Below are 20968 nucleotides of genomic sequence, written 5' to 3' on the forward strand. Positions count from 1 at the left end.
AAAAACACTGCCTGAAACTCAAGGCAGTGATCTTAGCTTTTTTACGGACGAACTGCTTATTATTCTTAAGCACCGCGGGTAGGAGCCGGTGATGGAAAATTAAGTTCCGTTAATTTACTATCAAGAGTTCTTGCCCAGTTGCGTAATGATTGGCATGTTTCCACTTTGCTAATTTCAAAAAACTTGCTATCCAATCCGGTTTCTTTTAGTTTGGCACGCAATTTTTCGTCTATTCCCGCTAATAAACAACGTTTAGCACTGGTAGCACAATTATTAAAAACAATCGAATAGTTTTGCCCACGCTCTTCTTGCATAGCTTTTAGTATTTTGACTTCGTCGACATAATAAGTTAGACCACTTTCCGCAGTTGGTAATGTCACGCTGTAATCAGGATGCCTTCCTTCAGTAAAGTCTCGGCTTTTGATGAATTGTTCTTTGCGAGAAGTATATTCTTTGCGACGATGCGCCTCTTCTTGCAACTCTTTTAAATCATTCTCATCCCTGCCATTGATTGTAATATCCAATTTTTTTAAATCTTCTACACGATGGTTCATTGCAAGTTCAACCTGTTGCAGTTTCTTTTCAACTTGTTGCATATCATCACGATATTTCAGTTCAGATTTTGATATTAATTCGTTTATCTCGTGTTGAGAACTTATTGTAGTCTCACGCTCTTTTTTTAATTTAATTAATTTTTCACTAAGCTCAATCAATTGTGCTTTAGTTTTAGGGTCAGGCTTTTCCAATTTATTCAAGTAGCTTAAAGTTCTCTCTGTAGCTGTGATTTGGCCGTTTGTTTTATTCAAATGAAGCTCCAGCTTGGCTAATTGCCCCTTAAAATCTTTTAATTGGGTTTGATGAGAATTGGTTAATTGCTTCTGTTGCTTAATCAACTCATCTTTTTCCAACTGCAATTTTTTAAGATCATCCACAAAAAGTACTCTTTGCTCCAAGTTGACTTCCAAATCTGAAATTTCAACAAGTAAGTCAAGATTCTTTTTCTTTTCAGAATTAACTTGCTCTAAAGCTGATTTGCGATGGGTAATTGACATTGCAGTCAGCGAATCTTCAGCAATCATATCATCTTCATGGGTATTAAATTCAGGTTTCACTCTTTTGCCTATTATTGTCTCTGATTTAGTTGGTCTATTTTCTGGCCAGAAACTATGAGAAACCACATCACTCTTAACAAAGGTTGGCTTTAAACGAGATGATTCTATGTTGGCAGAAGAAGGAGTAGTTACTTGAGTCGGAATAGCACGCAACGTTTTTTTAGCTTTCAGCTCTGATGCATGCTGCTCAATAAAATCAAAACTTTCCTGAACACGCTCATCAATTTCTATGGTGAAATTGACATGCCCCACATTTTCTCCTTTTTCGTGAGATGCTAAAAGCGGTCCAAAAAATTTGTGCTTAACACGTTTTTTGAATAAGGAGGCTGTTGATACCCAAACATTTACTTCAATCATAGCAATACTACTTCTCTAGTTAATTAAATAAAATTACAATATGCTTACTATTTTTCACTTTAACTAATTTTATCACATTTAGATTAATTAAAATACATTTACTTTATTATTAATAAGACTTAATAATTACTTTCGTTCCAATTTTAATAAAATTTTGGCTTAACCATCTTGCATCATGAGGATTCACTCTGACACAGCCATGACTCGCGTTATAATTTGGTACATCCGGAGAACCATGTATTGCATACAATTTGCTAAAAAACATGCAATACGGCATTGGTGCCCCACCTTTACCCAACGGATAACGACTGGAACGGCATCCTGGACCGCCTTTGCTAATCACTCTAAAAACACCAGACGGTGTTTTGCATGATCGGCGAACATCAGAACAATAGTGTTTTCCACCTGATCCGCGCCCTGTCCGTATCACCTTGCCATTAGAGCTGATAGCTTTCCAGGTTAATGTATTAGGATTAAAAATAAAGGTATTACCAGCCGCGTACCCATTACAGAATAGAAATGCTCCTAAAGTGAAGAATACAATTTGAGACAAAAAATTTAAGCGAAAATTGGACTTTTCCATGATTTAACCTATTTTTTCCCGTCACTTTATTATTTTAGTTTAATTTTTGAACAATTCAAATGTTAATCAGATGATTGTCGTAACTCCATGAATCTGTCATTGAGAACTAAAGTGCTTTAAATTGCTTAATGAAGGAAAAATTATATTTTTTGTCCTACTATATATATGAGACTCTAAAATAAGGACAATAAATCATGTCAAGGAAATTACTTATTGCTACCACACTCGTGCTAAGCACTTCATTATTTCCATTAATATCCAATGCTGAAGACACAGCAAATCCTAATGAGATGACTAAGGATGCCTGGTTAAATTCTATGACTCCCTTATTACCAGATCTTATCTGCAAAGGATTTATTCAAGATCCTGATCTTAAAAAACGATTTGATGAAATAAAAATGACATATGAGCAATGTGTGACTTTAATTCCTGAAAGTACTAAAAAATGCCAAGATCAACTGTATGCCAGCATGCCAGATAAAATCAATAGTGAAACAGCTGGTACATGGGGAAGATCATTAGGAGAGTGTATCGGAAAAGATTTTGCTGAAAAGCATCTAATTCCAAAATAGATAATAAAAAAATTACCTGGTTGATATGATTATTAGGCTTCGCCTCTGCCATAGCCAATCAAACTGGATTGTATCTTGAGAACAGCTACTGACAGGAATAAGCTACCTGAGAAATCTTGTTATTTTATAAAGTTAAGAATTGGCAGACGCGAAACCGAATAATTATTTATAATTATGATAACTACACTTCTTCCCAATGATTGATACCGGATTTTTTAGATATAAATTCAATGAAACTTTGGTGCTGAATTAACTCCGCTTCATTTGCGTTCATTATTACAGGATTTTTTAAACTTAATGGCTTAATTTCTTGGGTTTTTATTTTTGAATGGTTCAAACTGGATTCAACTTCAGTAAATAAACTGCTTTGGCCACCTGTCATCGCCAAATACACATAAGCCAATATTTCGGCGTCTAGCAATGCACCGTGCAGTTCACGATTAAAATGATCTATTTCATAACGTTTACATAAAGCATCCAAACTGTTACGTTGTCCAGGATGTTTTTCTCTGGCTAAAACCAAGGTATCAAGAATTTGGCAATAATCTTCTAATGTCTTATTCCATTTCAGATGGTTTAATTCAGAATTTAGAAATCCAACATCAAATGGCGCATTGTGAATAATTAATTCTGAACCTTCTACAAATTGTAAAAATTCAGTCACGATATCCTGGAACAAAGGTTTATCTTGTAAAAATTCAGTGCTAATGCCGTGAACTCTAAATGCGCCCTCATCCACTTCACGCTGGGGATTAAGATAGACATGGAAGTGGTTCCCAGTTAATTTTCTATCGATGAGCTCGATACAACCTATTTCTATTACTCTATGGCCTTGTTCAGGCCCTATACCAGTCGTTTCGGTATCTAATATAATTTGCCTCATAGCTCTATGATAACTCCTCAATACCTAAATTTGCCAAAGCATCAACCAAATCATTTTCCAAATGGCCTGAGTGTCCTTTCACCCAGTGCCAATGAATATTATGAATAGAAGCAAGATTATCCAGTGATTGCCATAATTCAGCATTTTTAACCAATTCTTTCTTGGAGTTACGCCAACCGTTCTTTTTCCATGTCTTGATCCATTCTTTCATTCCTTGCTGTAAGTATTGGGAATCGGTATACAAATCCACCTCACAGGGACGCTTTAATGCTTCCAGCCCCTTAATTGCAGCCATTAATTCCATGCGGTTATTGGTCGTATGAGCTTCTCCTCCATGAAGTGTTTTTTCTCTGCCATTATATCGAAGTAATACGCCCCAGCCACCAGGTCCGGGGTTTCCCTTACATGCACCGTCAGTATAGATTTCTACCTTCATAAAAATAAATCAGGACAAAGTTGGGCTTTAGGATTCATAGCATAACAAGAAAAATCAGTGACACCACTATTTCTTAATACGTCTTCATCAATAAAAAAATTTCCAGTAGTTGATTTTGGTGATTGGTTGATAATCCAATAAGCGGCATCAGCCATAATTTGTGGCTTGCGGCTTGCCATATACATTGCACTGGGAAAATGGACTCGTATGGCATCAGTAGCTATGGTAGTTTTCGGCCATAAAGAATTTACAGCAATTCCTGCTTCTTTGAATTCTTCAGCAAGGCCTAATGTACACATACTCATACCGTATTTACTGATGGTATAGGCCAGATGTGGCGCAAACCAGGTTTTATCCATATTTAATGGTGGAGATAAAGTCAGAATATGCGGGTTCTCACTATTTAAAAGATAGGGAATAGCTGCTTGAGAACATGCAAATGTTGCTCTGGCATTAACACTCTGCATCAGATCATAACGCTTCATTGGAGTATTTAACGTATCAGTCAAATTAATTGCGCTCGCGTTATTGACTAATACATCCAATCGACCAAAAGTTTCTATGGTTTTAGTTATCGCATTTTGGATCTGTTGCTCATCTCTGACATCAACCATTAAAGGCAGGGCCTTTCCTCCCAGTTCTTCAATTTCGTTTGCAACAGAATAAATAGTTCCTTCCAGTTTAGGGTGAGGTTCTGCTGTTTTGGCTGCAATAACGATATTTGCTTTGTCCTTTGCAGCAAATTTTAAAGCGATTTCTCTACCGATTCCTCTACTGCCACCTGTAATAAAAATGACTTTACTCATGATTTCTCCTTCAACTTGATACCACCAACCCAAGCTAAAAACATACGCATTAAAGCACCATAGGGTGGATATAGCCAGCTAACTGTAGATATAAATCGTTGCACTAACACCGGTTTTAATTTTGAAAAGGTATCAAATCCTTCCTTTCCATGATAATGCCCCATGCCACTATGACCAACACCACCAAATGGTAAATCATCAATTGCAATATGCATTAAGGTTTCATTGATAGTCAAAGCACCAGATAATGTTTTTGTTTGTATGATTTTTATTTCACTCTTATCTTCTCCAAAATAATACAAGGCAAGTGGGTTGGGAGATGAATTAATATAATCGACTGCATCATTTATTGAGTTATAAGTCAATACAGGCAGTATAGGACCAAAAATTTCTTCCTTCATAACAAGCATATCATTTGTTATATCAAATAATAGAAATACAGGTAACTTTGAGCTATTCGGAATTGAATGACCAAACTTAACTATACGAGCCCCTTTGCTTCGCGCATCTTCGACCAGATCGAGTAATCGCTTTTTATGTCTCTCTGAAATAATATTGGAATACTGCTTATTACTCATTAAATCCGGGTAAAAGGTATTAATAAACCTCCTAAACTCTCTTTCGACTCTGTCTTCCCATCCTTTAGGAATCAATAAATAATCAGGCGCGATACAAGTTTGAGCAGCATTGAATAATTTGCCCATAAACAAGCGCTTAAAATAAGCTGGGTTCATGGTAGGAGATAATATTGCCGGAGATTTGCCACCTAGCTCCAGTGTCACTGGAGTCAGGTTATCACTGGCAGCCTTCATCACCAGTTTTCCTACATTAGTCGAGCCAGTGAACATAAGATGGCCAAAAGGAAGCGAAGCAAACTGCTTTGATAGCTCAATATCACCGTTAATGACTCTAACAGAATGGTTTAATCCAGCCGCGTGCATCAATTTTAGTAAAGTATCGCCAATATGCGGAGATAACTCAGACATTTTTATCATCACCCTGTTTCCAGCTGCCAAGGCATAAATAGCAGGGACTAAAGCCAGATAAACAGGATAATTCCAGGGAACCATGATACCAACCACCCCAAGTGGTTGCGGAATAACATAGGCTTTTGCAGGAATAAACAACCAAGACACATTTCTGCGCCTTTTCTTCATCCATTTTTTCATTTTTTTTAAACAAAAATTAATGGCTTTTATCGTTGGAAAAATTTCCAAGAATAAGGTTTCCTCAACAGGACGGTGAGTAAAATCCTTATTGATTGCTTCTGCCAAAGCGTAAGCTTCTGTCTGCAAAATTTTTTTTATTGTAATCAACTGTGCTTTTCTTTCAGACAAAGAAGGATAAGGATTACTTTTAAGTTGTTGATGCAAAGATTGATATTCTGCCATCAATTCCATTGTATTTTCCTGCTATTCGCTCGTTAACGTGAGTAACGAAAATTCCTTATTTAAAATCTTCTGTTTTATTTTTTCTATATCAGGCGCAAAATAGCGATCTTTATCATATTCTTTAACCACACTTCTTACGCCTTGATAAATTTTATCCAATTGCGGCGATGTCTTTAAAGGCTTGTGGAACTCTAACCCTTGGCAAGCTGCCAATAATTCAATAGCAAGAATAGTTGAAGTATTATCAATCATCTCATGTAATCGACGTGCGGCGCTAGTTGCCATAGAAACATGATCTTCCTGATTTGCCGAGGTAGGCAAACTATCAACCGAGTGTGGATGAGCAAGCGCTTTGTTATCGCTGGCACAAGAAGCGGCAGTTACATGGGCAATCATAAAACCTGAATTTAAGCCGCTTTCTCTAACCAGGAAAGCGGGTAATCCACTAAAATTTTTATCAATTAATAAAGCAATTCGGCGTTCTGCGCTACCACCTATCTCGGACAATGCCAATGCCAAATTGTCAGCAGCCATAGCAATGATTTCACCATGAAAATTTCCCCCAGATAAAATATCCCCCTGCTCTGCAAAAACGAGAGGATTATCAGAAATTGCATTGGCCTCTACTTGAAGAGTTTGTCCAACAAACTCCATCTGATGAAGAACTGCACCCATAATTTGGGGTTGACATCTTAAAGAATAAGGATCCTGGACTCGATGACAATGCCTGTGTGACTCTCTAATTTGACTGCCAGCTAATAAATTTCTGTACATACCAGCAGTAGAAATTTGAGTTTGATGTCCACGAATTTGATGTATTCTGTCATCAAAGGGCACATCGCTTCCACTGGCAGCATCTACTGATAAGCTACCGGAAATAATAGCTGTTTCAAACAATGTCTCACTAATAAACAGGGCAGACAATGCTAAAGCGGTAGATACCTGCAACCCATTAAGAAGTGCTAATCCTTCTTTTGCTTCCAATTCAAGCGGCTTCAATCTAGCCCGTTTTAATCCTTCCTCAGCACTGATAACTTGTCCTTGGTGCCTTACTTCACCCTCCCCTAACAAAGGTAAAGACAAATGTGCAAGCGGAACTAAATCTCCAGACGCGCCTACCGAACCCTTAGAAGGGATGCATGGATATACTTTATGATTAAACAAAGCAATCAAGGCATTGATTAATTCCAACCTAACCCCGGAATACCCCTGAGCCAAGTTATTAATTTTCAAAAGCAAAATCAAAGCAACCACTTCATCCGGCAACAATTTACCTGTTCCACAAGCATGAGAAAGTACAATATTACGCTGCAGCTCCTTCAAACAATCTGCAGAAATGGTCTGATTCGCCAGAGAACCAAAACCTGTATTGATTCCATATACTGTTTTCTTTTCATCAATTACTTTTTTAACAGTTTGATGAGAAGCATTTATTAATTCAAAAGCGCTCTTAGCGAGAACGCACGATTGACCCTCATCTAAAATTTGCTTAATAGAAAGTAGCGATAATTGCCCGGGCTGCAATATAAAATGTTCTGACATAAACAGGCTCCTTTTAAGATTCCATGGGTAACCAAAGCGAATTCTCTTTGGCACATTGCTTGGCAAGTTGATAACCTGCATCCGCATGTCTCATTACCCCTGTCGCAGGATCATTGTGTAGCACACGAGCCAATCGTTTAGCCGCCTTTTCTGTCCCATCAGCAACAATCACAACGCCGGCATGTTGTGAAAAGCCCATACCTACCCCTCCTCCATGATGAATGCTGACCCAGGTAGCTCCACTGGCACAATTTAACAGTGCATTAAGCAAAGGCCAATCGGAAACAGCATCACTGCCATCCAACATACCTTCTGTTTCGCGATTGGGACTGGCCACAGAACCAGAATCCAAATGGTCACGCCCAATGACAATAGGTGCTTTAACTTGTTTATTTTTAACCATCTCATTGAAGGCCAGGGCAAGCCGTGCTCTGTCTTTTAACCCCACCCAACATATTCTTGCTGGTAATCCTTGAAATGAAATTTTTTCCTTAGCCATATCCAGCCAATGATGCAAATGAGGATTATCAGGAATTAACTGCTTTACTCTCTCATCTGTTGCATAAATATCTTCTGGATCACCTGACAATGCAACCCATCGAAACGGTCCAATCCCTTCGCAAAATAATGGCCTGATATAAGCAGGTACAAATCCCTCAAAGGAAAAAGCCTCTTTTTCTCCTGCTTCAAATGCCATTTGTCTAATGTTATTGCCATAATCAAAGACAGGAATACCTCTATTATGAAACTCAAGCATTGCATGCACCTGAACAGCCATCGATTTCTTGGCCGCATCAACAACCTCTTCTGGTGATTTTTTTCTCATTTCAATAGCTTGTTCCAATGTCCATCCTAATGGCAAATAGCCATTGAGTGGATCATGAGCGCTGGTTTGATCGGTAACCAGGGAAGGCTGAGCTCCCAACTTAACCAGTTGAGGAAATATTTCAGCAGCATTTCCCAATACAGCTACTGAAACTGGCTTTTTACGGCGACAGGATTCGTTAATCCAGTCTAATGCCTCACTTAAATTATCAGTGTACCGATCCAGATACTTTGTCTGTAAACGTTTCTCAATCCTTTGCCTGTCACATTCTACAGCCAGAACACTGGCACCAGCCATAGTTCCAGCCAAGGGTTGAGCTCCGCCCATTCCCCCTAAACCCGCTGTTAAAATCCAACGCCCGGACAAATCGCCCTGATAATGTTTTTTAGCTGCCGCAACGAATGTCTCATAAGTCCCTTGTACAATGCCTTGAGAACCGATGTAAATCCAGCTGCCGGCGGTCATCTGACCATACATCATCAAGCCTTTCTTATCCAGTTCATTAAAATGCTCCCAGGTAGCCCAGCGTGGTACCAAATTAGAATTGGCAATTAGTATTCTGGGGGCCTCTTCATGGGTAGTAAATACACCAACAGGTTTTCCAGACTGAATGAGCAAAGTCTGATCATTATTTAGTAATTTCAATACATGAACAATTTCATCAAAACATTCCCAGTTTCTGGCAGCCTTGCCCAAACCACCATAAACAATCAAAGAATCTGGATCTTCTGCAACATGAGGATCCAAATTATTGCAAATCATCCTTAATGCCGCTTCAGTTAACCAACTTTTAGCTTGAATTTCGGTACCTTTAGGGGCAGAAATAACACGTTTATTCTTGTCCTTGTTCATCAAGAATACTCCTTATTGCTATGAAAACCTCAGTTATTATTTCTCTTCAAATAGCGATTAAAAAATTTTTAGCATCATACACCAGTCAACTACTTGCTGGAATGAGATAATCTAATGAGTTGAGAAAAACCCGATAAAATGACCAATTAATATTCACAGTGTTTTTTATATGATATAATTTTTATTTAATGAATTAATTTGATCGTAGTCACTTAAAAATATGGAAAAACATCCAAAATCTCTGCGCATCTACTTTACAACTGAAATGTGGGAACGTTATGGTTTTTACGCAGTTCAATCCTTATTAGCACTTTATTTGGCTTTACATTTTAAATGGCCTGACAAAGAAATCTATTCTTTAGTAGGATCATTCACAGCGCTCACCTATCTCTCACCATTAGTAGGTGGCTGGATTGCTGATAAGTTAATAGGTCAAAAACGCGCTATATTACTGGGTGCTATTGTCCTGTTTTTAAGTTACTGCTTGTTGTCGTTGATAGATAATTCTCTGGCATTAACATCTTCACTTGCAGGAGTAGCTGTAGGAACAGGTTTATTAAAACCTAACATTTCTTCATTACTCGGTAATGAATATCCAGTAGGCTCAACAAAAAGAGAAAGCGGTTTTACTATTTTTTATATGGGGATTACAACAGGAATAATCCTTGGAACAACACTGCCAAGCAAATTTAATGAGTATTTTGGCTGGTCTGCTTCCTTCACCAGTGCATCAATCGGACTAATTATCGCGTTTATAGTATTTTTATTCGGGATACATCAGTACAAAATTAAGGATTATAACCCATTTATTTTCCAACCAGGTAAAATCATTTCAGCTTTTGTGTTATTGGTTCTGCTATGGGCTTTATCATTTTATATTTTAAGTTCACCTCAGCTGGCGAATATTATGTTTGGACTTGTGGTACTTTTTTCAGCCAGTTACATTTTATATTCAGTAAATCGTGAAAGTGCAAATCAATCCAGACAAACATTAGTTATCGGTTTATTGTGCATCATCTCCGTTATTTTCTGGGCATTTTATTTTCAGATGTTCATGTCTTTAACATTATTCATCGCGCGAGTGGTTGAGCCAAGCTTTTTAGGTATCGATTTCCCACCCCCCTATTACATCACTGTACAAAGTATTGGCATGTTGATTATCGGTTATTTTCTTGCTAAAAGACATAATAATCTTACAATGATTGAAAGAGGTTTAAGTACCGGGAAAAAATTTGTGCTTGCCATGGTATTCATGACCCTCGCCTACTCAATTATTGCATTTGTAAGTAGTGCGGTTGATAAATCCATTTTGATTTCACCTCTTCTTATCATCCCAGCTTATCTGATGATCTCTTTGGCTGAATTACTGCTTTCCCCGGTAGGGTTGTCAGCAATAACTGTACTCGCTGACAAAAATAAGGTAAGCACCATGATGGGTATCTTTTTCGTTTCATTAGGAATAGGAGGATTCCTTTCGGGAAAATTAGCCGACCTAACCGCCATTCCTACTGGAGAGACCAATATAACTGTCCTAAAAACACTCTACGCTACAGCATTTACTCAACAACTCAGTATATTGTTCATCGCTACATTAGGCTGCCTGGTATTGTTTGCTGTGATTAAATTTTTACTAACTCACATTCAGATATGTGAAAACAATAATTAGATTTTTACGTTTTAATTTTCCAGGTTCGGGAAACTAAAACTCTTTTTATACAAATCAATTGTTGATATCATTCAACCCTTTTGACGGAATATATCTTAGTTATGCTTGAAAAGAATCCTACGCTAGAAAAACTGTTGAAATCTCTTGAAGACATCCAGGCGATAGACATCAAAATCATTGATGTGCATAAACAAACAACAATCACTGATTTTATGGTCATCACCTCAGGCCGCTCATCCAGACATGTCAAATCCATAGCTCAAAAAGTTCTGGAAGATATGAAGGTTGCTGGCCTGCCTTGCTTGAGTTCTACTGGAATAGAAAATGGTGATTGGGCCTTAATTGATTTTGGAGACATCATATTGCATGTCATGCAACCAGAATACAGACATTTTTATAACCTTGAAGGATTATGGGAAGAACACCCAAGTAATCCCTGATATTGACTATGCTAAAAATTACCATTGTCACTCTCGGCAATAAAATGCCCGACTGGGTTAGTTCAGGAGTTAATGAATACGCAAAGAGATTTCATGATGGAATTCAGATAAAGCTCACTGAAATCCCTTTACTGCGTCGTAACAAATCCTCGGATTTAGCAAGAATACTGGAAAAGGAAAGTGCTTTAATTAAAGACGCCCTTCCTGCTAATGCTCGCCTTATCGCCATGGATATGCTGGGAAAATCCTTTAGTAGTGAGGATTTAGCACTTAAATTGACTCAATTACAACAAATTTCAAGTCATCTTTGTTTTATAATAGGTGGTCCGGAAGGATTATCCAATGAAATACTGACTCTTTGCGATGAACGCTGGTCATTATCCAAACTAACCCTTCCTCATCCCCTTGTTCGCATTATTTTACTGGAAGCTCTCTATAGAGCATGGTCTATCATTAACAACCATCCCTATCATAAATAAACCTCAGCTCGATATAAGAATAAGGTTATGTCATTGAATTATTCAAAAAAATATCGGTGCCATATAGATTTTGTTTCTTTAAAATTCACGCCTGAATTGTATAAGGAAACAAGATGTTAACATCGATAGTTGAAATATTCTGTGATATTGATGATTTTTGCAAGAGCTGGTTTAAAGAAATGTGTCCATATTTACTTCCATCCCCGAATCTCAAAAGACAACGAGGACTTACGCAAAAGCCATAGTAGTTGATGGATTTTTAAGCTCTTGTGTCAAATAATTTTTCAATAGATTTTTCTTAAGCTAATATACAGTCTGTTGAGAATTACAGGCTAAATCCTTGATTTTTACCCAGACTAATAAAGCACAAGTGATATGATTTCTCTGAATACGTTGTTTACGACACTCACACTTATCAATTCCAGTGAGTTGCTTTATTTCATGATGAAACTGCTCAATAAACCATCGAAAGGCACACACTTATTGTGTATCATTACGACAATGATGAGATGGGTCATTAGTGGCCACATAATCGGTTCTGTTTGTAGAAAAAGACACGCGAAACAATTTCATATAAAAATCACTTGGCACCCCTAAGACGAATCTGTTTTCCCCATTTGAGCTCTTCTTCGCTCCAAGTTAGTTCTGTCACTGGTTGGTAATGTTCTGAAGTACCTGCATACCTTACAAGGCGATTTCGCTTGATTGGGCAATAAAAATACTTACCTAAATCATGAACCTATAACATGAATTTATTACTAGCATACCCCAGAGGTATCAACCAATACAGTTTTAAAATTTAATTACTTTGAATATAAAGCATTCTTTAACATATCCTGTACATGGTCCACTTTACTTTTTCCATCTCGTTCAGGATAAAAAACTCGATAATCAATCAACCAACCAAAACTGTTCGCTCTCTGGATTAATATAGATACAACTTACCAAGCCTATTCCACGGACAATACGATGCGCATTGCCGCTGTATTGCCATCGTACTGATTCAATTTTTCTGGAGTTAAAATGCTGTCATCAAAAACAAGAAAGCCATTCTCACTTTGATGTATAATAAGCTTTGTATGCTCCCCGGAGTCAGATGCTCGTCTCGTAAGTACCTATTGATCATATCATAGGACAAATCAGCTACTTGGTCAGTAAAATTTGTTAACGTGTAATTTATCTGACTCCTAAATTAAGTATTGGCAATAATCCAAACTCGTCACTTTTATTGTTTTCGGGCGAGACATAACTATAACATATCGAACAAATTGACAAAACCTTATCACATCATACTCAAAACAACTTTGATCTTTCTCTTATTATTATTTGTTCTATTTCTCAATTCTTAGAGTTTTGCGTAAGTCCTGTTAGAAATAAAGAGAGATTAGTGGAGAAAATTCAGTCATCCAATGGATAGGTATGTCTCGCTACGGAATTTGTCTTCATTTTTTCATGAAATATTCTAAATCTGGTAATTTTAAGTCTTGTGCGAACGACATGAGTGCTCAAATATAATCCAGTCTCGCGATGGATCGGGCTATACCACCCATTTTTCGGATAGTCTCTTATCATTTGTTTCTTTCGATAACATTAGTTATAAGGCAACTCGAGAATAGAGATCGTCCTTGTGCGATCCTTGATTAGTGCATATAATTAACTTAGTGTATATTTATTGACGATCTGATTATGCCTTATATTACCGGAGGTTCGTTACTTTTTCATTATGATTTCCCATCAGAAGCTAATATCGATTTCAGTCCACCTGAAAATAAGTTTCCTATAGTTACTTCAGAAGATGACAGTTATACTATTGAATTGAATAGGTTCTCAGAATATCAAAAAAAAATTAAAGTCCAATGTGACGATAAAATGGCTTGGTTGATGAGTGCATTGCCTTCCACACTTGAGTCATTAGAAGATGTGATTTCTTTACTACAATTATGTGACTATTTTAATACCAGTGATTTTTGGAAAAAGGATGATAAATGGCCCAAAGATTTAAATGAGGAGGAATTAAGAGCGTTTAATATCGAAGTTATTAGAACTTGGCTTTTTCAGAAAACTTCTCGAGATTTTTATGATAAAAACCCAGAAGTGCTTCCGAGTCCGAATGAATATAAGAAACAATTACATACTAATCTTGACAAATTAAAACAAGAAGTTTTAGCTTTAGATGCTATTAATTTGATGAAATCAAACCTTGATATATACCTTGTTAGCCTTTGGGATAGCTTTAACTCAAATCAAACCGACAAATTCCATCTTTTTAATAGTTCTACTGTTAAAAAGATGGTTGAGAAAAGAGGCTTATTTCCGGATAATATTATATTTCGTATTTATCCTGACAGTTTTATCTTTTGGCAGCAAATACATCGAGGATTAGCTAATGAATTAATAGTAATAATGAATCACTTTATTCTTGAAGAACTGAAAATAAAATGTGCAGAACATTACCCTAATATGCCATTTGAACAACTGTATAAAATGTACTGGCCTACATCCAAAAGCATTGATGACAATACTCCTCCCATACGCTCAATATCTGAAATTAATATGTTTATGGAAAAAATTGTATCCGAAGTGGAACAACGAAACCGAATTATTGAAGATAAAAAGAAAAAATGGAAGGGTTCACCAACAAGCTTTGATGTCGCAGTTGAGAGAACTCAGTCTCTATTAGGAGCCAAGAATGTAAGTGATGAACAATTCATACAACTGCTGTCTGATCAGTTGCAAAAGATTGAATCTGAAAACAACGTTATAGATTCACTCTCAATGGCTAATACAAACGTAATTCAGTTAGTTACAAAGGTGCTTCGTGACGAGCGGATTGATAATGCAGCCAAATTAGCTCCGGTAATTGTTCGTGATATTCAGCATGTTATCGAACGTATGGAAGATAAACCTAAATCAGATGACCACGCTAAAAACCTTCAGGCTCTTGACCAGTTTGTAGTAAGTATTCGTTCAGCTTGCAATCGTGCAGCGCTTATCGATCTATATGATCGTTTAGAACATAGTACAAATAAACAAATAGCAGAAAAAATCATCGGTGATTGGGATGTGATTGGAACGGATATTCGCGATAGTGAACGTATGATGTCAGAGTCGGATAAACTCCGAATTATTGCTTACGCTCAAGGGAATATGACAAAACAACAGTATGAAGATGAAATGTCAAAGCTACGAGTAAAGCTTGAGCGAGGAGAGGTCATTGCTCAAGAAGAAGTTGTAGTTAAAATGTTTCCTAAACTGAAACTGGCCTTAACACGGTTGCCTAAAGAATATTTAAAGGATTTTTCCCTCGTGTTAAAGCGTGCCTTTGTGCATCAGCAACTTACTCATCCTGAAAAATTCCTCCAAAACCCTCATGAGGCAGCCGTTTTCAGTGCATTTGGTATAGATCCTAGCAAAATTAAAGTAAATAAAGAACTCGTTCAGCAAAAAATCAAACATGTGATACAAAATGCTGTTCTTAATGGTCAATCAGAAGATCAATTCCCTACATTAAAAGAGCTGCAATATCAGATTGAACTTATGGCTTTAAAAGAAAAAATTATTACTGCTGATGGTGATCCTTCTTTAGCACCTTTGATTCACAACATAACTAAAGTAAGACAAGAAATCCTCTCAACAGCAACTAACTTGATAGAAGAAGAATATAATAAATGTAAAAAAGAATTGACCCAATCTCAAGAAAATATTGCACAGCACATAGAGAGCGCTCTAGAAGCAGCAAAAAGCAAATTATTACGCTCTATTCGTATTTCTTTGAATAAAAAAATTAAGGATAACAAAGAATATCTGTTAAATTTAACCGATGAAAAAATAAGAGCTATGCTTAACCCCCTGGATGGTCTGCCTCCTGATCAAATGCGAGCAAAAATGTTGCATGATGCTCATGATGAAATTGATTTTTTTAATAAATGGGGAAATCCAATTCAGTATGAAAATATTCAAGGATTTGTTGGTGGTGATGGGGAAGTATTAGGAACAGGAGTTTGTCAAGCAAACACTTATCGATTAATTACGCGAGAAATGACTAGCTTAAGTAGAAATCAAGTAATTTCTGATTCACAATGGAAAGACGAAGTAAAAATATCATCACAAGATCGATACAATCACGCTTTATATAAAGTAGGTGTATATAAAGCAGTGGAAAAGGGAACAGTTAATGATGGCCTATCTCAAGCCGTATTAAAGCGTCTTCAGATTAAGAAAATTCAAACACTGAATGAGGATTTGCGTTTTGCCGATGAGACTGCGTTTAATTCAGATTCGATCTATAAAGTATTTACTGAGGCGGTCCAACAACAACAAAAATCTAAATTAAAACATGGTGGCATGGTTAAAATATCGATTGGACATAATGTAATGAAAAAAGATGGAACTCTAGACTCAAAAAGTTCAATGTGGGGCCATGCCGTCTATTTTCGATATGATCCAAAGAAAAAAACCGCTTATTTCTACGATCCGAATCATGGGCGTAGCATCAATTTTTATGAATGGAAAACACTACAAAATGATACTGAGTTTAAAAAAATGAGCCAAAAAGAACAAGATGAAGCCGTGTTAAATTACATGCTCTTATGTTTTTCTCAAATGATTTTTAATGATTTTAAAGACATCAACGACATAAGTTGTCATCAAATGGAATTAGATGTTAATTTTCTTGATAAACTCGTTTCTGTCAGTAATACGATCATTGGCGGAATAAGTAATTTCTTTAAAAATGAAAAGCAACAACGGCCTGATAAGACTTTGTTTACTAATCCAAAGATATAAAGTGTGTCAGCTTACACCGCCAACATGCGATCAACCCGATAAAATTGGAGCAGCTAGGTGATGATTATCCAAGGTAGCACGTTCTTCAAGTAGCGATTTGAGATTAATAAAGTCCATTGATCTTACTTGACATAATGCTGTTATAGCTCCCAAATCATCACGCGACGCCGCAATGCCTGCATGCCCGCACCCAAGGCTACTACTACCGCGACCTTTATATATAGCTAAATCAGTTCCTACCTTAGAATTCAGGTTAAACCAATCTTCATACTTTTTAGTAGTCCAATTGTAGAATTGTTTCGATGATTTTGGCTGTGAGGTAAATTGAGGCACAGGATAAAAAGGTTCATTAGAGCAGTATTCATCAACAATATGCATAGGTAGGAGTTTTTGCGAACCACCAACACCTTCTCGCCACTGATTATCAATGGCATCCCAATTATCAATGTTATCCCCAGTCAGATTGGGGGCGTTTATCGAATCCACTTGCGTTTTCATCTCTTTCACTTGAGTTGTAAGCTCTTTAATGATGGTATTTTCGAAATCAAAATGCTGTTCAGTTATGGTGTTCTCATTAAGTTTATAAATAACTCCTTCTGTGTTGATTTTATTATATTGAGCAAGCAATTGTACGAATAACTTCCGGCTTTCTTCACTTTGCGGAATACACGCAATCATTGCCGACCACATGTGTTTATCCAGTGCCCAGAGTGCATATTCAAAAGCACTAATGTTGTCAAATTCTCGTCCAGAGCAATCCGTGACTTTGCCTCTTTTGAAAATTAAACTCCAGTCTGTCTGTAACATTGATTGCACTTTAGTATGTTCACCGCGCACTACACAGTACAGTAGCTTACGAACATCAACCACAGGTTTAAACAAAGCTAAATGATATTTAGATGTCTGAGCCAAGTTTAATAAACCACCATTTAATAAATTTTGTGCTATTTCGATTTGGAGATCTTTGGTTAATTGGTCAAACGTCTCAAATTTATCTTGAGTATATGGCATCTTTTTACATTAATTTAAATCAAATTGATAATAAATTATACTATAACTGATTAATCATATCAAGAACCATTTGAGACAATATAGAGCAAATTACATGGCGGGTGGGCGAGACAATGGTACATTAATTCAAGATATCGCCCAAATGACATGTTTAATAAGCATTTTATAATTGGTAAAAATCTGTAATTTCAGTTACTATCTCTACTTTTGTTTTGTCAGACAACATTTTCTGCGATGTATCGGAATCAATCATTTAAAAACTATCGTGCTGAATCCCAACATCAACGATTTAGACTGAATCTATTAATTGCCATTCTGATTATTTTATCTTTAATACTGATTTTAAGATTGGCCTTCCTCCAAATATCGGAGTTTAAACGATATCAGACCTTGTCTTTAAAAAATCAAATGAGTGTGATACCCATTGCTCCTCCAAGAGGAGTTATTTTGGATAGAAATGGAGTATTACTCGCTGAAAACATACCTGTGTATGTACTTGAAATCACTCCGGAACGTGTTAAAGACATGAAACAGACTTTGACTAAACTTCGAGAGTTAATTCCTTCGATTACAGACGAAGATATTGATAGCTTCAATAAAACCAGATTACAAAATCGTTCTTTTGTTCCCATTCCTATCAAATTAAAATTAAGCCAGGAAGAAGTAGCTACCTTTGCCAGCAATCAGTATCATTTCCCGGGAGTAAGCATTAAAGCGAGATTGATGCGTCATTACCCTCTTGGAGAGATTACTGCCCACGCCTTGGGGTATGTTGGCCGCATTAATATTCAGGAACTAAAGCAGGTGAACCCCACTAATTATCGCGCTACCAATTTTATTGGCAAGGCTGGTGTTGAAAAATACTATGAAGATATTCTCCATGGTAAAGTGGGTTATCAAATGGTAGAAACTGATGTTAGTGGCCGCACTTTAAGAATAATAAATAAAGTTAATCCTCATTCAGGAGCAAAACTGTATTTAAGCATTGACGCCAGACTTCAAGAGGCAGCTTATAATGCATTGAAAGATAAACGCGGTGCAGTAGTAGTCATAAACTCCCGGAATGGTGAAATACTCACGATGGTGAGTTCTCCAAGTTTTGATCCCAATATTTTTGTCAGCGGCGTCAGTAAAACAGATTATAAAGTGTTATCCAATGCTCTCCAGCGCCCTCTTTTTAATCGAGCAGTTCGAGGTGTTTACCCCCCTGCATCAACAATCAAACCGTTTGTTGGACTGGCTGGTTTGGATAAAGGTTTCATTACCACGACCACTGAAATATATGACCCTGGCAAATATAAGCTCCCTACTTCCAGCCATATTTACCGGGACTGGAAAAAAACAGGTCACGGAGTCATTAATTTCAAACGAGCTATTACCGTCTCTTGTGACACTTTCTTTTACCAGTTAGGTAATAAAATGGGAATTTCCAACATTGAAGACATGCTTGTAAAATTTGGCTTAGGGCAACTAACACATGTTGACCTTCATGAAGAAGCCAATGGAGTCATACCTAGCGCTCGCTGGAAAAGACAAGCTAAAGGTGTATCCTGGTATCCAGGAGATACTCTCATTTCTGCAATAGGACAAGGATTTATGCTGGCAACGCCTTTGCAAATGGCTAATGCCACAGCTTCCTTAAGTCAGCATGGACAACGATTTAGGCCTCACCTGCTGATAAAAACAGTTAACAGTGACACAAATGAAACAGAAGAATACAAACCATTTGAAGAATATCCAGTTTCCCTGAGGGATGAAGCGAACTGGGATATTGTTATTGATGCGATGCATAGCGTACTCACCAGCAATGAAGGAACAGGATATCGTTTTGGCAGAAATCCTCCCTACCCGGTAGCAGGAAAAACAGGTACAGCACAAGTATACAGTGGAAGACAATATGAAAAAGCAAAGTACGAAGACATACCTGAGCATTTGAGAGATAATTCTTTATTTATTGCATTTACTCCAGTAGAAAAACCGGAAATTGCCATTGCCGTGGTAGTTGAAAATGATACCATCGCTTCCACTGTAGCACGTAAGGTGCTTGACACTTATTATCAACTTTATCCTATTAAGAAAACACCATGAGTAGACAAACGACTAAGCCCGTATATCGTTTTACAGCAAAGTCCCTTCACCTGGATTTTCCATTACTGGGATTAATACTTACTCTTATTGCCTTCGGACTCTTGATACTATACAGCGCTTCAAATGCCAATATGGGCATGATCATGCGCCAATCCATGAGGCTGCTCTTTGCTTTTCTAATCATGTTTGTACTGGGATTTATCCCGCCCCATAAATATAAAATCTGGACCCCATGGATTTATGGGGTTGGGTTAAGCCTGTTAATTGCAGTCATGCTAATGGGTAAAATTGGTAAAGGAGCTCAACGTTGGTTAGAACTAGGATTATTTCGTTTTCAACCTTCCGAGATTATGAAGCTGGCTGTACCTATGATGGCCGCCTGGTTTTTCGACCGACAATCCCATCCAAGCAGTCTACGCTCAATTGGTATTGCTTCCCTGATTATTTTTATTCCGGCTCTTCTTATTGCAAAACAACCTGATTTAGGTACTGCAATTATGGTTACTGTTGCCGGTTTATGTGTCGTATTTTTGGCAGGAATACGTTTTAAAATCATATTATTAATTGCATTGCTGATGTGCTCAGCAATTCCTGTAGTCTGGAATTTGATGCATGACTATCAAAAACAAAGGGTATATACCTTAATTGATCCTGAACAGGATCCACTAGGAGCCGGCTATCATATTATTCAATCTAAAATTGCCATTGGCTCGGGAGGACTAATGGGCAAAGGGTGGTTAAAGGGTAGTCAATCACACCTTAATTTCTTACCAGAACATGCTACTGATTTCATTTTTGCAGTAAGTGGGGAAGAATTTGGATTTGCAGGCGGCTTTGCTATTATTGCACTGATAGTCTTAATTTCCTTACGCAGTTTAAATATCGCCAATAATGCACAAACCACTTACACTCGCCTGCTTTCAGCCAGTCTTGCCATGACCTTTTTTCTGTCTGCATTTGTCAATATTGGTATGGTGATGGGCATTATTCCAGTTGTAGGTATACCTCTTCCTCTCGTCAGTTACGGTGGAACAGCTATGGTAACTTTCCTGGCAAGTTTTGGAATTTTAATGTCGATAAGCTCACACAGAATATTATTTAATAGCTTGAATTGATTTAATTTTTTTATGCCCTGACTT

The 20968-nt window shown here is 37.2% G+C and carries 16 protein-coding genes and 2 pseudogenes; 8 read left to right on the forward strand and 10 right to left on the reverse strand.

Translation table 11 applies throughout. The annotated features are described in order from the left end of the window. Positions 1-65: 65 nt before the first annotated feature. A complete protein-coding gene (locus CC34_RS0101730) occupies positions 66-1469 on the reverse strand; it encodes a coiled-coil domain-containing protein (protein WP_027226897.1) in 1404 nt (467 codons plus the stop codon). Between the two features lie 109 nt (positions 1470-1578). Beyond that, positions 1579-2052 carry a L,D-transpeptidase gene (locus tag CC34_RS0101735; RefSeq protein WP_028379074.1) on the reverse strand — a complete coding sequence of 158 codons (474 nt, stop codon included), beginning with the start codon at positions 2050-2052 and terminating at the stop codon, positions 1579-1581. 194 nt (positions 2053-2246) lie between these two features. On the opposite strand from CC34_RS0101735, the gene CC34_RS0101740 reads away from it, so the two are divergent. Next, the gene (locus tag CC34_RS0101740) at positions 2247-2624 is read left to right on the forward strand and encodes a hypothetical protein (RefSeq protein WP_028379075.1); all 378 of its coding nucleotides are present in this window, start codon (positions 2247-2249) and stop codon (positions 2622-2624) included. A gap of 181 nt (positions 2625-2805) precedes the next feature. Here CC34_RS0101740 and dnaQ read toward each other — a convergent pair whose 3' ends face one another. Genes dnaQ through hutU form a run of 6 tightly spaced genes read right to left on the reverse strand, consistent with a single transcriptional unit; the run spans position 2806 to position 9360 of the window. Beyond that, a complete protein-coding gene (gene dnaQ, locus CC34_RS0101745; RefSeq protein WP_027226894.1) occupies positions 2806-3507 on the reverse strand; it encodes a DNA polymerase III subunit epsilon in 702 nt (233 codons plus the stop codon). 4 nt (positions 3508-3511) lie between these two features. Beyond that, positions 3512-3943 (reverse strand): ribonuclease HI, encoded by a 432-nt coding sequence (gene rnhA, locus CC34_RS0101750; RefSeq protein WP_027221566.1) that lies wholly within the window; start codon positions 3941-3943, stop codon positions 3512-3514. Next, positions 3940-4749, reverse strand: coding sequence for an SDR family oxidoreductase (locus tag CC34_RS0101755; RefSeq protein WP_027226893.1), 810 nt, complete (start codon positions 4747-4749; stop codon positions 3940-3942). The genes rnhA and CC34_RS0101755 overlap by 4 nt, the downstream gene beginning before the upstream one ends. Beyond that, positions 4746-6149 carry a coniferyl aldehyde dehydrogenase gene (locus CC34_RS0101760; protein WP_027226892.1) on the reverse strand — a complete coding sequence of 468 codons (1404 nt, stop codon included), beginning with the start codon at positions 6147-6149 and terminating at the stop codon, positions 4746-4748. The genes CC34_RS0101755 and CC34_RS0101760 overlap by 4 nt, the downstream gene beginning before the upstream one ends. 12 nt (positions 6150-6161) lie before the next feature. Next, positions 6162-7682: a histidine ammonia-lyase gene (hutH, locus tag CC34_RS0101765; RefSeq protein ID WP_028379076.1), complete on the reverse strand. Its 1521-nt coding sequence runs from the start codon at positions 7680-7682 to the stop codon at positions 6162-6164. Between the two features lie 13 nt (positions 7683-7695). Next, positions 7696-9360 (reverse strand): urocanate hydratase, encoded by a 1665-nt coding sequence (gene hutU, locus CC34_RS0101770; protein ID WP_027226890.1) that lies wholly within the window; start codon positions 9358-9360, stop codon positions 7696-7698. Between the two features lie 220 nt (positions 9361-9580). Here hutU and CC34_RS0101775 point away from each other — a divergent pair, with 220 nt between their 5' ends. The 4 genes and pseudogenes from CC34_RS0101775 to CC34_RS1000000117835 form a co-directional block, all read left to right on the forward strand. After that, entirely contained in the window at positions 9581-11026 is a 1446-nt protein-coding gene (locus CC34_RS0101775; protein WP_028379077.1) for a peptide MFS transporter, read from the forward strand. Positions 11027-11127: 101 nt separating this feature from the next. Further along, positions 11128-11466, forward strand: a complete 339-nt coding sequence (gene rsfS / locus CC34_RS0101780; RefSeq protein ID WP_027226888.1) for a ribosome silencing factor — start codon at positions 11128-11130, stop codon at positions 11464-11466. An 8-nt stretch (positions 11467-11474) separates the two neighbouring features. Then, the gene (gene rlmH / locus CC34_RS0101785; protein ID WP_027226887.1) at positions 11475-11945 is read left to right on the forward strand and encodes a 23S rRNA (pseudouridine(1915)-N(3))-methyltransferase RlmH; all 471 of its coding nucleotides are present in this window, start codon (positions 11475-11477) and stop codon (positions 11943-11945) included. Positions 11946-12058: 113 nt separating this feature from the next. Continuing rightward, positions 12059-12169, forward strand: a pseudogene (locus CC34_RS1000000117835) (IS982 family transposase); the annotation flags it as partial. A gap of 4 nt (positions 12170-12173) precedes the next feature. Here CC34_RS1000000117835 and CC34_RS1000000116820 read toward each other — a convergent pair. Then, positions 12174-13174 (reverse strand): annotated as a pseudogene (locus CC34_RS1000000116820) (IS701 family transposase). 457 nt (positions 13175-13631) lie between these two features. Here CC34_RS1000000116820 and CC34_RS01000000116080 point away from each other — a divergent pair. Beyond that, positions 13632-16730, forward strand: a complete 3099-nt coding sequence (locus CC34_RS01000000116080; RefSeq protein ID WP_050598186.1) for a hypothetical protein — start codon at positions 13632-13634, stop codon at positions 16728-16730. A gap of 30 nt (positions 16731-16760) precedes the next feature. Here CC34_RS01000000116080 and CC34_RS0101795 read toward each other — a convergent pair whose 3' ends face one another. After that, positions 16761-17741, reverse strand: a complete 981-nt coding sequence (locus tag CC34_RS0101795) for a hypothetical protein (RefSeq protein WP_027226886.1) — start codon at positions 17739-17741, stop codon at positions 16761-16763. A gap of 234 nt (positions 17742-17975) precedes the next feature. On the opposite strand from CC34_RS0101795, the gene mrdA reads away from it, so the two are divergent. Both mrdA and rodA read left to right on the forward strand, forming a co-directional pair. Beyond that, positions 17976-19829, forward strand: coding sequence for a penicillin-binding protein 2 (gene mrdA, locus CC34_RS0101800; RefSeq protein WP_028378540.1), 1854 nt, complete (start codon positions 17976-17978; stop codon positions 19827-19829). Beyond that, positions 19826-20944, forward strand: coding sequence for a rod shape-determining protein RodA (gene rodA, locus CC34_RS0101805; RefSeq protein ID WP_027221557.1), 1119 nt, complete (start codon positions 19826-19828; stop codon positions 20942-20944). Before mrdA ends, rodA begins: the two co-directional genes overlap by 4 nt. Positions 20945-20968 lie beyond the last annotated feature (24 nt).

Source organism: Legionella pneumophila subsp. fraseri (assembly GCF_000586315.1).
Lineage (GTDB): Bacteria > Pseudomonadota > Gammaproteobacteria > Legionellales > Legionellaceae > Legionella > Legionella pneumophila_B.